The sequence below is a fragment of the Clostridium neuense genome, from assembly GCF_045310695.1.
GTDB lineage: Bacteria > Bacillota > Clostridia > Clostridiales > Clostridiaceae > Clostridium_S > Clostridium_S neuense.
This window is the reverse complement of the sequence record NZ_JBJIAA010000004.1, coordinates 135,012-149,537: the sequence shown is the minus strand read 5'-3', so window position 1 is coordinate 149,537 and position 14,526 is coordinate 135,012. Positions and strand designations below refer to the sequence as shown.

Genomic DNA, 14,526 nt, shown 5'->3' with positions numbered 1-14,526 from the left:
ATTGTGAATAAACCTGAAATATTAGCACCAGCTGGAAATCTAGAAAAATTAAAAGCTGCCATTGAATATGGGGCAGATGCTGTTTATCTTGGTGGAAGTAAACTTAATTTAAGGGCTTTTGCAGATAATTTTGGCCCTAATGAATTGAAGCAGGGAATTGATTTTGCACATTCCCTAGGAAAAAAGGTGTATGTAACTTTAAATGTTTTTCCTCATAATGAAGACTTAATTGGATTAGAAGACTACTTAAAAGAATTGTATAATTTAAAGGCTGATGCAGTTTTAGTTTCTGATCCTGGAATAATAATGACTGCGAGAGAGGTTGTCCCAGATTTAGAGCTGCATTTAAGTACTCAAGCTAATAATGTAAATTGGAAATCAGCTTTATTTTGGCATAAACAAGGAGTTAAAAGAATAGTTCTTGCAAGAGAAATGTCTCTTGAGGAAATAAAAGAAATTAGAAGAAATCTTCCGGAAACTTGTGAAATTGAGGCTTTTGTTCATGGTTCTATGTGTATTTCTTATTCAGGAAGATGCCTTTTATCTAATTATATGACAGGAAGAGATTCGAATAGAGGACAGTGCGCTCAACCTTGCAGATATAAATATGCTCTTGTTGAAGAAAAAAGACCTGGACAGTACTTTCCAATAATGGAAGATGATAAAGGAACATATATAATGAATTCAAAGGATCTATGCATGATTGAGCATATTCCGGACTTGGTTGAGTCTGGAATAAACTCACTTAAAATCGAAGGAAGAATGAAGAGTGCTTATTATGTTGCATCTGTGGTAAAAGCATATAGAGAGGCTTTAGATAAGTATTTTGAAAATCCTTCTCAATATAAATTTGATTCTAAATGGATGGATTACTTATTAAAACCAAGTCATAGAGGATACTGCACAGGATTTTATTATGGAGAGGATAATAGGCAGTATTATGGATCTTCATCATATATAAGAGATTTTGATATAGTTGGAATAGTAAAAGATTATGATGAGGCTTCTAAAGTTGCCGTTATTGAACAGAAGAATAAAGTTTATTCTGGTGATACAGTAGAAGTTTTAAGACCTAAGGGAGATAACTTCCAAATAAAGCTAGAGGATATGAAAAATGAAAAGGGCGAAAAAATAGAGAGTGCACCTGTAGCACAAATGATATACACAATAAAGTGTGACGAAGTTTTAAGTAAAGGTAATATGTTAATTAAGGAAAAGGAAAAGTAAGAGATTACTTTTGAATAAAATACCTCATTTTAGTCAAAAATTTAGACTAGGTGAGGTGTTTTTATGTATAAATCAAAAATTAGATGCATATCCATATTTGCTGTGCTTATTGTCGCTTTTTCTTTTTTAATATACAGGTTATATTTTATTATGAGCAGCAATAAAGCTTTGCAGGTGAATTATGCAGCACAAATGTCATCTTTTGAAAAAATTTCTGATGCAAATTATGATGTCGTAGATTGCAATGGAAATAATCTTTTATCGTTTAACAAAGAATACTATGTTGTAGTAAATCCATATATTTTTAGTAGGAACAATAGTGATACAAATATAAGAGAATTAACTGCATTAAATTATATCTTAAAAAATTATAATAAAAATTATGATTTAAGTGAAATATCCATAGAAGACTCAACCAATAAGCTATATTGGAAAATAGATGAGGCACTTTACAATAATCTTAAAAAGTTTAAGGATGTAAATGGTATATATACCTACTATGTTAATAAAATAGATAGAAGTAAAGCAGCGGATATATACAATATATTAACTAATCCTAAGGATAAAAATAATAAAAAATTTAAAGCAAATAATTCAATTGAAAAATTAATATATGATAAGTTTAAAAACAATGCCTACCCAGAAAAGGTATTTAAAAACGATAATAATGGAAATACTGTTTCTTCAACTGAAATTAACAGTAAAAATCTTTCTAAAGTTAAACTTACTATAGATAAAACTATAAATGATAAAGTTCAAAGCATATTAAGCAGTAGTGACCTTAAACAGGTTTGTGCAATTGTAATGGAAAGTGAAAATGGAGCTATAAGAGCAATTAGCCAAAAGGATTTGTACGATGCTAATATAAATTTAGGACTAAAGGGAGTTTATTATCCAGGTTCCATATTTAAGGCTATAGTTGAGGAGGCTGCTATTGAAAACAAAAGTATTGATTTAGATAAACCTATAAAAGATACGGGAAAATATAGTGAAGAAAAAGTTTATGATTACTGTACTCCAAAACAAGCATTTGTAGTTTCTTCTAATGATGTTTTTATAAACATAGGACAAAAAACTGGTTTTTATAACATATATAATACTGCTAAAAAGCAAGGATTGTTTGATAAAGTACTAAATATAGATGGAGAAAGTAGTGGTTCAATGGATAATATGGATTCTAATAATACAGGAAATTTAAGTTTACTATCATATGGCCAAAGCCTTAGAATAACCCCATTAGGAGCACTATCTATTCCTAATACTGTAGTTAATAAGGGGATATATGTTAAACCACATATTGTTGATTCATATGTTGATGGAAATACTGGCAAGGTAGAAAAAGAAAAAATATATAGTAATAGAGTTATAAGTGAAAATACAGCTAACATAATGCTGGAGCTTTTTAAACAAGTTATTACAGATAAACACGGAACAGGACTACTTGCGTACACTCCTAATCCATGTATTGGTGGAAAAACAGGAACAGCACAAAGAGGAGAAAACAAAGATAAAACTATTAAAAATGTAGACTCTTGGTTTGCAGGATTTTTTAATGCTAAGGGTATTAATTATTCAGCAATTATATTTGCACCTGAAATAGATAAAAATATGAGTGCAGCTACTACAACGGCGCCTATATTTAAAAAAATAGTTGAAGCACTTAATAGTAACAACTAAAAGTTACTCAAAAAATATTTGTTTTTTAGGAACATTATACAAGCTGTTTAAATAATATATTAATAAGCACTATTAGGAGGAAAACCTTTGTTATCAATATATTATTTATTAAATATAATGGGCGGTATGTCATTTTTTACAGCATATATTGGGAACGGAACGTCATTTCCTAAACCTCTTACAGAAAGTGAAGAAAAGGAGTATATCAAGCAATTAGAAGAAGGTAATCCTCAAGCAAAAAGTGTACTTATTGAAAGAAATTTAAGGTTGGTTGCACATATTGTGAAGAAGTACTCATATTATGGAAAAGAAGTTGATGATTTAATATCAATAGGTACCATAGGACTAATAAAAGCAATAGATTCCTATAATAGCTTAAAGGGAACAAGGCTTGCTACCTATGCTGCAAGATGTATTGAAAATGAGATATTAATGCTTATAAGGAACAATAAAAAAATTAAAAATGAAGTATATCTTCAAGATCCAATAGGTGTTGACAAAGAAGGCAATGAAATATCTCTTATGGATATATTAAGTAGTGATGAGGATTCAGTTATCGAAATTGTTGAAAACAGAATACAGATAAGCAAACTATATATAGAAATTGAAAATTCACTTAAAGGAAGAGAAAAAATTATAATAAAAATGCGATATGGGCTTGGAGATGGAAAGCCTAAAAATCAAAGAGAAATTGCTAAGATTTTAGGAATTTCAAGATCTTATGTATCACGAATAGAGAAAAGGGCATTAAAAAAACTATGCAAGCAGCTTGATAATAACACTATAAAATATAATAAATAACTTATATATAAAGTGAATTCTAAAATACAAAGGAATAAATCTTTCTATTTTAATTGGAATTAAAATGTAGTATAATTACAGTTAAAACTGATATAAATAAAGATACCCCATATAAAAGTAAGGAATTATATTATATACTTAGGGAGGAATAGCGTTGAAGACACTTAATGAATTATTGAAATTAACTGTAGAAAAGAAAGCTTCTGATTTGCACATTACAGTTGGGTTACCACCTGTTTTAAGAATAAATGGAGGATTGAATATTTTAAATAAGGAAGAAACAATTTTACCAGAGGACAGTAGTAAATATGCTAAGAAGATATTAGGCGATGACTATGAAAAATATTTAAAGGTAGGAGAGTACGATAAGTCGTATTCAATTTCTGGAGTTGGACGTTTTAGAGTTAACGTATATAGACAAAGAGGCAGTGATGCAATAGCTATAAGAGTTGTTGAACTTAAAATTCCATCACTTAAAGAACTTAATTTTCCTATGGTTATAAAAGATTTATTAGAAAATAAAAGAGGGCTTATACTTGTAACAGGACCAACAGGTTCTGGAAAAAGTACAACCCTTGCGTCTATGATTAATGAAATAAATTGTACTAGATCTGAACATATTATTACTTTAGAAGATCCAATAGAATATGTACATAAACACAATAAGAGTATAATAAATCAAAGAGAAATAGGAAAGGATTGTACATCCTATAAGGATGCTTTGAAATCTATATTAAGAGAAGATCCAGATGTTATATTAATTGGTGAGATGAGGGATCTTGAAACTATATCTACAGCTATTACTGCAGCAGAAACAGGTCACTTAGTGCTTTCTACACTTCATACTATAGGAGCTGCAAAAACAATAGATAGAATTGTAGATGTATTCCCAGATCATCAACAGCAGCAGATAAGAATTCAACTTTCTGGAGTTTTACAGGGAATTGTATCTCAACAGCTTCTTTCAAGAAAAGATGGAAAGGGAAGAGTTGCTGCACTTGAAATAATGATGGCTACACCTGGAATACAAAACCTTATAAGAGAAGGAAAAACTCATCAAATTCAGTCATTAGTTCAAACAGGCTCAAAATATGGCATGAAAACGATGGATATGTCTATTGAAGAACTATATAAGCACGGAATTATTTCATATGATGTTGCTATAGCTTCATGTGTTGATAGAGAGTTTATGACAAAAATGTTAGTCTTATAGAATTTTCTAAAGTATAAATTATGATATGCATTAAAGATAAAAGCTCTGACTATTCGGAGCTTTTTAAGCTTGTATTTCCAATAAATTGAGATAAAATAGTCAAAACTATAGTATTTAACATTTATTTGTGCTAAAATATTTTTGATTAGGGGGGGTACATAGTGAATATAGTAAATAGCATAATGCATGTAATTTTACGCGTATTTACATATACAGTTTTAATTATTGCAATGTATTATTTGCTTATATCTTTTTTCGGGCTTTATAGAAAAAAAGATAGTAAAAAGTTTAACCCAGAAAAAAAATTTGCAATTATAGTTGCAGCCCACAATGAGGAAGCTGTAATCGGTGAAATGGTTGATAGTCTTAACAGGTTAGATTATCCTAAGGAATTATATGATATATATGTTATTTCTGACAATTCTAATGATAGTACAACGATGAAAGCTAAGGAAAAGGGTGCCATTGTATATGAAAGAAAAAGTAAAGACAAACGTGGTAAGGGTTATGCGTTAGAGTGGATGTTTGACAAAATATTCAAGATGGAGAAAAAGTATGATGCTGTCATAATATTTGATGCAGATAATTTAGCATCTAAGAACTTTCTTAATGAAATGAATAAAAAATTATGCGAGGGCTATAAGGTTGTTCAAGGATATCTTGACAGTAAAAATCCTGTTGATTCATGGATTACTGGAAGCTACTCAATAGCTTTTTGGTCTACTGATAGAATGATTCAATTGGCGAAGGCTAACATAGGGCTTTCTGCTCAATTGGGGGGAACAGGTCTATGTATAGATGTAGATGTGTTAAAAAAGCTTGGATGGGGTGCAACTTGTCTTACAGAAGATCTAGAGTTCACTTGCAAGCTTATATTAAATGGTTATAAGGTTGGTTGGGCACATGATGCTATTGTGTATGATGAAAAGCCATTAAAATTAAAACAATCTTGGAATCAAAGAAAACGATGGATGCAAGGTTTTGCAGATGTTTACAGCCGATATTTCTTTAAGCTTATGAAGAGGGCTGTTTTAAAAAGGAGCTTTACAGCCTTTGATTGTGCAATTTATACAATTCAGCCTATAATTACAGTTCTTTTTGGAGTGGCTGGAATATTAAGTTTTTCACAATTATTATCACAAATTTCTGATTTTATATATAAAATTAATTCAATAGGATTATATATGGATTTTAATTTGCTTAAGATTTGTGCTGCTATTGTTGCTGTAGCTCAATATATATACACACCTTTAGTAATTTTTATAGATAAAAAATTAAGTTTAAAAATATTATTATGCTATGTAATATTTTATCCTATTTATTTATTGACATGGGCGCCCATTGCATTAATTGGAATTATTAATAAGAATGATAAAAAATGGAGTCACACAGCTCATACAAGAAGTATGGATATATCTGAATTAGAAAAGGTTAATTAGAAATATTTTTTCATAAATCATGCTAAAAGTAGAGGGGATATCTTGTATATCTCTTATTTTTTGTATATACTATAACTATGTGTACATTTAAGCGAAGTTATATTTTTATTAAAATTATTAAAGGAAAATTTGTATTTATGTTGAATATAATTTAATGTGGAGAATTTTAATTATTAATTAAATATTAAATTGAAACAAATTAATATTTAAGGGAATTTTTATACAAGATATGTTAAATTTTAAGTATTATTCCCCTACATGTGAGTTCTCATAGAGGGAGGGAAGTAAATGGATAGTTACATTGTAGGATTGGACATAGGATCATCAAAAATTTGTGCAGCAGCAGGAAAAATCGCAAAAAGAGGGGAACTTGAAATACTAGGAATAACTTCTTCTGATTGTAAAGGGTTGAAGAAATCCATTGTTGTTAATATAGATAAAACAGCTGAATCTATAAAAGAATGCATTGAAAAACTACAAATGATAATTGATATTAAAATAGACAATGTCTACGTATCACTTCCTGGAAGCATATGTGGATTAGTACATAATAAGGCTGTAATTGCAGTTTCATCAGATGACAGAGAGATAAGAAGTAAAGATGTAGAAAGACTCTTAGAGTCTGCCAAACTCATATCCGTACCGTCTAATAATGAAATTATAGGTGTCGAACCTCAGCAGTTTATTGTTGATGGATATGATAATATTAAAGATCCTATTGGAATGAGCGGGATGAGGTTAGAGGCTGATGTTCACGTTATTACGGCCCAATCGGCTATTGTAAATAATTTTATAAAAAGTGTAGCTAAAGCTGGATATAATGTAAAAGGAATTTGCTTTGCACCTAAAGTTGTTTCAAATGTTGTGTTATCTACAGAAAGTAGAGAACTTGGGTGTGCATTAATTGATGTTGGAGCAGAAACAATTGACATAACTATAATAAAAAATGATAATATTTGTTATGAAGACTTTATTCCTTTAGGTGGTAATAATATAACTAATGATATTTCAATTGGAGTGAAAATACCATTTAATGAGGCAGAGAAGTTAAAATTAAGATTTGCAGATATCAGAAGTGGAAATTCTGGATATGCTGAAAAGGTTAATGTAAAATTACCTGGTAATCAAGTTGTAGAGGTTGATTGTAAGTTTTTAAAATTAATAATAAAATCAAGAGTAGAAGAATTATATGAGTTTATAAAAAAGAAAATAGTTGATAGTGGATATTATAATGAAATATCAAATGTCGTAATAGTTGGTGGTGGTATAGCATTAATAAGAGGAGCAGATGAGCTTGGTACTAGTATTTTAGGTAAAAATGTAGCAATAGGTTCACCTAATTATGTAGGGGCTTCTAATCCTATGTATGCAGGAGCAGTAGGTATTACATATGATATATGTAATAGTGTAAATATTGAAAATGATGATTTTTCAAATTTTAGTAATGAAGATGAAATAAAAAGTATATGGAATAAAAATAGTAAAAAAAGCCAGGAAAATATAAATATTTTTTCAAAGGTTAAGGATTTTTTTACAGATCTTTTCTAATGAGGGAGGTATTATTGTGCTTGATTTTGATGTTGATGTTCAGCAATTTGCTCAGATAAAGGTAATTGGTTGCGGTGGTGGAGGAAATAATGCCGTGAACAGAATGATTGTAGAGGGACTTAAAAATGTAGAATTTATTGCAATAAATACGGACAAGCAGGCTTTAGCTCTTTCTAAGGCTTCACAAAAGATACAGATAGGTGATAAGCTTACCAAAGGACTAGGTGCAGGAGCAAATCCGGAAATTGGCAAAAAGGCAGCTGAGGAAAGTAAAGATGAAATTTCCCAAGCTATAAAGGGCGCAGATATGGTATTTATAACAGCAGGTATGGGAGGCGGTACGGGAACAGGTGCGGCTCCGGTTGTTGCTGAGGTAGCAAAATCTATGGGGATTTTAACTGTAGGTGTAGTTACAAAGCCTTTCCCGTTTGAAGGAAGAAAAAGAATGCTTCACGCGGAATCTGGAATTAAAAATTTGAAGGAAAGTGTAGATACACTTGTAACTATTCCTAATGAAAGGTTGCTTGCCATTGTAGACAAGAAGACAACTCTTGTTGAAGCGTTTAGGTTGGCAGACGATATTTTGAAGCAGGGTGTTCAAGGTATTTCAGATTTGATTACTATTCCAGGTCTTGTAAATCTTGATTTTGCAGATGTAAGGACTGTTATGATAGATAAAGGCCTTGCACATATGGGCGTTGGAAGAGGTGCAGGAGATACAAGAGCAGCTGATGCGGCTAAACAGGCAATATCAAGTCCTCTTTTGGAAACTTCAATTGTTGGAGCAACTGGTGTTCTTCTTAATGTTACAGGTGGAGCAGATCTTGGTCTTCTTGAAATAAATGAAGCGGCACAGGTAGTACAAGAAGCAGCAGATCCAGATGCTAATATAATATTTGGTGCTGTAATAGATGAGAATTTAAAAGATGAAATAAGAATAACAGTAATAGCAACAGGATTTGAAAATGATAAAGAAGTTCAGAAGGATGAAGATGAAAACATAATTCAATCATCTAATAAGCCAGAAGATGAAGCTGCTAGTGCTTTGGACAATACGGGTTCATTTACTGTAAAAAAGGATGATTTAGATATACCTGCTTTTTTGAGAAGGCAGCATAATAAAAATAGATTTTAAAAAAGTGCTTTTATAGGCGCTTTTTTTTTATGCAAATTAAGATTTTTTAGTTATTCTAGACGATATTTAAAAAAATAGAATTCAGATAATTTTATCATGACAAATCAGCATTTCAATTTGGGTCTGTAAGGGTATTAATTTGGCGGTGACAATTTTAATATTCCAAATTATCTATAGTGAAAATAGCTGAGCTACAAACTATTTATGTACCATAATCCTTTGAAAATTTGTGTTTTGGAACATAAATAGTTTAAGTTTCGCAGTAGTTTCATTATATATTCTGCATATTAGATGTATAATACCAGATATTTTTGTTTCATTTTTCATATTTAGAATAAATTATTCATAAAAAAAGATATTATATAGCGTTATAAAAAAATTATTATCAAAAATTAAAAATCAAAAAACTTATTCAATTAATACAAAATGACAAAATTTTGAAGATGTTAGTAATATAATTATCATAAAAGGGGTGGATAACATTGCTTATATATCTTGATGTACTTATTATTGAAAATGCCATTGTAAACACATTTTTACTTTATATAACATCTCAAACACTAATGAAGAAAGTTAAATTTAGATATATTATTATAGCGGGCACTATAGGAGGTATGTATGTTTGCACATTAATATTTCCTAGCATTAGATTTTTTTCAGGCATTATATTTAAAATTATTACTGCTGAAATCATGATTTACATTACCTTTAGAAATAAAAATGTATTATTTAATATAAGAGCGTTAGTTATACTTATAATTTATTCAATGACTTTAGCTGGTGTGTGTATGTTTTTAAATTTTTCACAGTCCCAGGCTAAAATTTTTGATATTGATTTTAGTAATATATCTTACAGATATTTAATGGTTGGAATAATGATTTTGTATATGCTCATATTTAGAATTATTACCTTTGTTAAGGATAGAAAGGATGTATTTAATTTAATATATCGTGTGGATATCGGTATAAATAACACTGAGAAATCTATAAGAGCTTTTTTAGACACTGGAAATGAATTAAGAGAGCCTATAAGCAATCTTCCAGTGATGGTTATTGAAAGAAAATCCTTAGGTAATATTATTTTGGATGATAGGTATAAGTGTTACATAAAGTATAAGGTTGTTGATGGTAAAATAGGAAGATTGGAAGCTTTTAAGCCAGCCTATATAAAAATATATGTTGGAAATAAAGCAGAAAATAAAGATATGGTTATAGCATTAAGTGATAATAAACTAAGTGAATATAATGAATATACAGCACTTCTGCCTAGAGGATGTATATGAATGGAGGGATTTTATGAGGCGATTATTAGTATTATTAAATAGGTTAATAAGTAAAATAAAATTATTTTCAGGTAAACTTTATTATATAGGTGGAAATGATGCTCTTCCTCCCCCATTATCAAAAGATGAAGAAGATGATTTAGTAAATAAATTAATTGAGGGAGATGAAAGTGTAAGATCAACTTTGATAGAACGAAATTTAAGGCTTGTAGTTTATATTGCCAGAAAATTTGAAAACACTGGGGTCGGAGTTGAAGATTTAATATCTGTAGGTACTATAGGGCTTATTAAAGCAGTAAATACATTTGACCCAAAGAAAAAAATTAAATTAGCTACATATGCATCAAGGTGTATAGAAAACGAAATTCTTATGTACCTTAGGAGAAACAGTAAGGTGAAATCAGAAATATCATTTTATGAACCTTTAAACGTAGATTGGGATGGAAATGAACTGCTTTTATCAGATATATTAGGCACAGATAATGATTGTGTATATAATTTTATTGAAGATGAAGTAGATAAACAACTTCTTGTGGTAGCTCTCCAAAAGTTAAACAATAGAGAAAAAGAGATAGTTGAATTAAGATATGGTCTTACAGGGTCTGGAGAAAAAACACAAAAAGAAGTTGCGGACATGCTAGGCATTTCCCAATCATATATTTCGAGACTTGAGAAAAGAATAATTAAACGTTTAAAACGAGAGATAAATAAAATGCTATAGTTTGTCTCTCGTATAAAATCAGCTTTCAAAGGGAATAATTTTAATGCTATTATTCCAAAGGGGCTGATATAAAGTGGTTATAAATAAGGTGGAAATATGTGGAGTTAATACATCAAAACTTCCAGTTTTAAAGGAAAAAGAAATGAGGGAGCTTTTGATAAGCATGAGAAATGGCAACGAAAGTTCAAGAGAGAAGTTTATTAAAGGAAATTTGAGATTAGTACTTAGTGTAATACAAAGATTTAATAATAGGGGCGAAAATGCTGATGATTTATTTCAGGTTGGATGTATAGGGCTTATAAAATCAATAGATAATTTTGATTTGAGCCAAAATGTAAAGTTTTCAACATATGCAGTTCCTATGATTATAGGTGAAATTAGAAGGTATTTAAGAGATAACAATTCAATAAGAGTAAGTAGATCTCTTAGGGATATTGCATATAGGGCTCTGCAGGTAAGAGATAAATTTGTAGCAAAAAATAATAAAGAACCAACTGTCTCTCAAATTGCAAAAGAACTTAAAGTGCCAAGAGAAGAGGTAATATTTGCACTAGATGCTATACAGGAACCTATGTCATTATATGAACCAATATACCATGATGATGGAGATGCAATATATGTTATGGATCAAATAAGTGATAATAAAAGTCACGATCAAAATTGGGTTCAGGATATATCCATTAAAGAAGCTATGAAAAAATTGAGTAGTAGAGAGAAAATGATACTTAATATGCGCTTTTTTGATGGCAGAACTCAAATGGAAGTTGCGGATGAAATAGGAATTTCCCAGGCTCAGGTATCAAGGCTTGAGAAAACGGCCCTCAAACATATGAGAAAATACGTTTAAAAATATATAGTGAAAATGCTTCCCGGCTTTAAACTAGCTAAAATATTTTTAATAGGGTTTAATTTTTACACAGAGTAGAAAGTATGGTGCTGGTGGATTTATCTTTTGTTTCACTTACTTAAATCATCCTTCACTGTACTTTTTACTCTGTTTGTACTCTTTATTCTAAATCAAATGTTAATTGGATAAACTTAGAATTTAAGGTTTTTAAATTCTAACAGACATTTAGAGTACATATAATATATAAAAGTAGTTTTTTGGAGGGAGCTATATGCATTCTTTGAACAATTTAAAATCAATGGAGCTTATAGATATAAACACTGGGACAAAGCTTGGATTTATAAAGGATTTAAAGGTAGATACCGATAATTATAAAGTTTTATCTTTAATAATTCCAAATTCTAAAAGTTCGCATTGGTTTTCAAAAAGCGACGATATAGAGATAGAATGGAACAAAATAAAAGTTATAGGAGTAGATGTAATACTTATAGATGGGGACAACTTATTTGAAAATAGGGATTGAATAGTGTGTTACATAAAGTGTATAATTATGTTAAAGTTTTATAACAAAGGACGTGAAAGTATTGAAATGTCCATTTTGCGGATATGATGAAAGTAAAGTAATAGACTCAAGATCAACAGAAGATAATATGGCTATAAGAAGAAGAAGAGAATGCCTTGGATGTTCTAAGAGGTATACTACATATGAAAAAGTTGAAGATATACCAATATTAGTTGTAAAGAAGGATTCTAGTAGAGAATTTTTTGATAAATCTAAAATAGTTAATGGACTAATAAAGTCTTGTGAAAAGAGACCAGTTTCAAGAAAACAAATTGAAGATATAGCTTCTGAGATTGAAAAAAATATAAGTAATCAAATGCTTACAGAAGTAAAATCAAATCTTATTGGAGAAATGGTTATGGATAAACTTAAAGATATTGATGAAATATCTTATGTTAGGTTTGCGTCTGTATACAGGCAATTTAAGGATGTAAACACTTTTATGAAAGAATTATCAAATTTGATTAATAAAAGATGTGAAGAATAATTTTGTTTAATATATAAATTGATAGATTAAAGCCTATCAATTTTTTTTGTTTATTTACTTTAAATAAATGATTATATTAAGATATTGTTAACTATGTTAAAATGTTGTTTGGATTAACACAAAAAAATAAAATATGCTAATATGTTATTGGGAGGATAATTATCTATGGGAATAAAAAATATAGGAAGTTATGAATTTATAGAAATAGAAGATGAAAATATACATTTGTATTTTTCAACTGCTAAAAATAATTTGAATTTTAATTTGAAGAGTGAAGAGGGCTTAGAAAATATCAATAACCTTAAAGGGTGGTTTGATTTGGACAATGTGGGTTATTTAAACCAAGTACATGGAGATTCTATTTACAGGTATGATGAAAAAGTTCATGATGGCGATGCCATAATTTCAAATAAAAAAAATATAGCAGTAGGGGTTTTTACTGCAGACTGTGTTCCTATTTTAATATATGATAGAGAAAAAGAAATTTTTGCGGCAGTTCACAGTGGTTGGAAAGGTACATTAAGCTGTATAGTTGAAAAAACAGTAATTAAAATGAAAGAAGAATTTGGGTGCGATACTAAGAAAATAGGTGCAGTTATCGGACCTCATAATATGGTATGCTGTTACGAGTTTGGATATGATGTTGCCAAAAAGTTTAGTGAAGTGCCAATATATAGGAATGAAAAAATATATTTAAATGGAAAGCTAAATTTACAAAGGTGTATAGAAAAGCAGCTTCAAAATGTTGAAGTGAAGAATATTAAAAGCTTAAATCAATGCACTAGCTGCAGCAAACGATATAAATTTCATTCTTATAGGAGAGATGGAAGTGTGGCCGGGAGGATGTTTTCTTTTATTTTTATTAAATAAAATTGGAGGTATATAGTATGGCTGGAGAAAAAATTTTAGTTGTAGATGATGAAGAACATATAGTTCAACTTATCACTTTTAACCTCGAAAAGAATGGCTATAAGGTAATAAGTGCGAGTAATGGAATTGATGGGATAAAAATGGCAAAGAGTGAATTACCTCAACTTGTACTTCTTGACCTCATGCTTCCAGAATTAGATGGATACGATGTATGTAGGGAGATAAGACGTGATAATAATATATCAAATATGCCTGTTATTATGATTACAGCAAAAAGTGAGGAACTTGATAAAATTTTAGGACTTGAACTTGGAGCTGATGACTACATTACAAAACCTTTTTCTGTAAGAGAGCTTGTAGCGAGAGTTAAAGCTGTTTTAAGAAGAACTAAAATAGAGTATAATGATAAAGTTTATAAGTTTAGTGACATATTAATTGATTTTCAAAAGCATGAGATTATTAAAAATGGTAAAAAAATAGAACTTACGTTAAAAGAATTTGAACTGCTTGAGGTTTTAATAAAGAATAAGGGCAGAGTCATGACAAGAGATTTTCTCCTTGATAAAATTTGGGGATATGAATATATAGGTGAAACGCGTACAGTTGATGTTCATATAAGACATTTGAGACAAAAGATTGAGCAAGATGACAAAAATCCTCAATATATAGAAACTATAAGAGGAATAGGTTATAGATTTAGTTTTGAGGGTGAGTAG

The 14,526-nt window shown here is 29.7% G+C and carries 14 protein-coding genes; all 14 read left to right on the top strand.

The annotated features are described in order from the left end of the window. Window positions 1–3 precede the first annotated feature (3 nt). The 14 genes from ACJDT4_RS05880 (at window position 4) to ACJDT4_RS05815 (ending at window position 14,526) form a co-directional block, all read left to right on the top strand. Entirely contained in the window at window positions 4–1,227 is a 1,224-nt protein-coding gene (locus ACJDT4_RS05880; protein ID WP_406786612.1) for a peptidase U32 family protein, read from the top strand. Between the two features lie 63 nt (window positions 1,228–1,290). After that, entirely contained in the window at window positions 1,291–2,904 is a 1,614-nt protein-coding gene (locus ACJDT4_RS05875) for a penicillin-binding transpeptidase domain-containing protein (RefSeq protein WP_406786611.1), read from the top strand. An 87-nt stretch (window positions 2,905–2,991) separates the two neighbouring features. Continuing rightward, a complete protein-coding gene (gene sigK, locus ACJDT4_RS05870) occupies window positions 2,992–3,705 on the top strand; it encodes an RNA polymerase sporulation sigma factor SigK (RefSeq protein ID WP_406786610.1) in 714 nt (237 codons plus the stop codon). Between the two features lie 154 nt (window positions 3,706–3,859). Further along, window positions 3,860–4,918, top strand: coding sequence for a type IV pilus twitching motility protein PilT (locus tag ACJDT4_RS05865; RefSeq protein WP_406786609.1), 1,059 nt, complete (start codon window positions 3,860–3,862; stop codon window positions 4,916–4,918). Between the two features lie 161 nt (window positions 4,919–5,079). Further along, window positions 5,080–6,357, top strand: coding sequence for a glycosyltransferase family 2 protein (locus ACJDT4_RS05860; RefSeq protein ID WP_406786608.1), 1,278 nt, complete (start codon window positions 5,080–5,082; stop codon window positions 6,355–6,357). A 288-nt stretch (window positions 6,358–6,645) separates the two neighbouring features. Then, window positions 6,646–7,905, top strand: coding sequence for a cell division protein FtsA (ftsA, locus tag ACJDT4_RS05855; protein WP_406786607.1), 1,260 nt, complete (start codon window positions 6,646–6,648; stop codon window positions 7,903–7,905). Window positions 7,906–7,921: 16 nt separating this feature from the next. Further along, the gene (ftsZ, locus tag ACJDT4_RS05850) at window positions 7,922–9,040 is read left to right on the top strand and encodes a cell division protein FtsZ (protein WP_406786606.1); all 1,119 of its coding nucleotides are present in this window, start codon (window positions 7,922–7,924) and stop codon (window positions 9,038–9,040) included. 482 nt (window positions 9,041–9,522) lie between these two features. Further along, window positions 9,523–10,323, top strand: coding sequence for a sigma-E processing peptidase SpoIIGA (gene spoIIGA / locus ACJDT4_RS05845; protein WP_406786605.1), 801 nt, complete (start codon window positions 9,523–9,525; stop codon window positions 10,321–10,323). Between the two features lie 13 nt (window positions 10,324–10,336). Then, entirely contained in the window at window positions 10,337–11,044 is a 708-nt protein-coding gene (gene sigE, locus ACJDT4_RS05840; protein WP_406786604.1) for an RNA polymerase sporulation sigma factor SigE, read from the top strand. A 73-nt stretch (window positions 11,045–11,117) separates the two neighbouring features. After that, window positions 11,118–11,891: an RNA polymerase sporulation sigma factor SigG gene (sigG, locus tag ACJDT4_RS05835; RefSeq protein WP_406786603.1), complete on the top strand. Its 774-nt coding sequence runs from the start codon at window positions 11,118–11,120 to the stop codon at window positions 11,889–11,891. Window positions 11,892–12,162: 271 nt separating this feature from the next. Next, the gene (locus tag ACJDT4_RS05830) at window positions 12,163–12,414 is read left to right on the top strand and encodes a YlmC/YmxH family sporulation protein (RefSeq protein ID WP_406786602.1); all 252 of its coding nucleotides are present in this window, start codon (window positions 12,163–12,165) and stop codon (window positions 12,412–12,414) included. 61 nt (window positions 12,415–12,475) lie between these two features. Beyond that, complete coding sequence (nrdR, locus tag ACJDT4_RS05825; protein WP_406786601.1) at window positions 12,476–12,940, top strand: transcriptional regulator NrdR; 465 nt, start codon at window positions 12,476–12,478, stop codon at window positions 12,938–12,940. A gap of 165 nt (window positions 12,941–13,105) precedes the next feature. Next, entirely contained in the window at window positions 13,106–13,810 is a 705-nt protein-coding gene (gene pgeF / locus ACJDT4_RS05820) for a peptidoglycan editing factor PgeF (protein WP_406786600.1), read from the top strand. A gap of 17 nt (window positions 13,811–13,827) precedes the next feature. Next, window positions 13,828–14,526, top strand: coding sequence for a response regulator transcription factor (locus tag ACJDT4_RS05815; protein WP_406786599.1), 699 nt, complete (start codon window positions 13,828–13,830; stop codon window positions 14,524–14,526).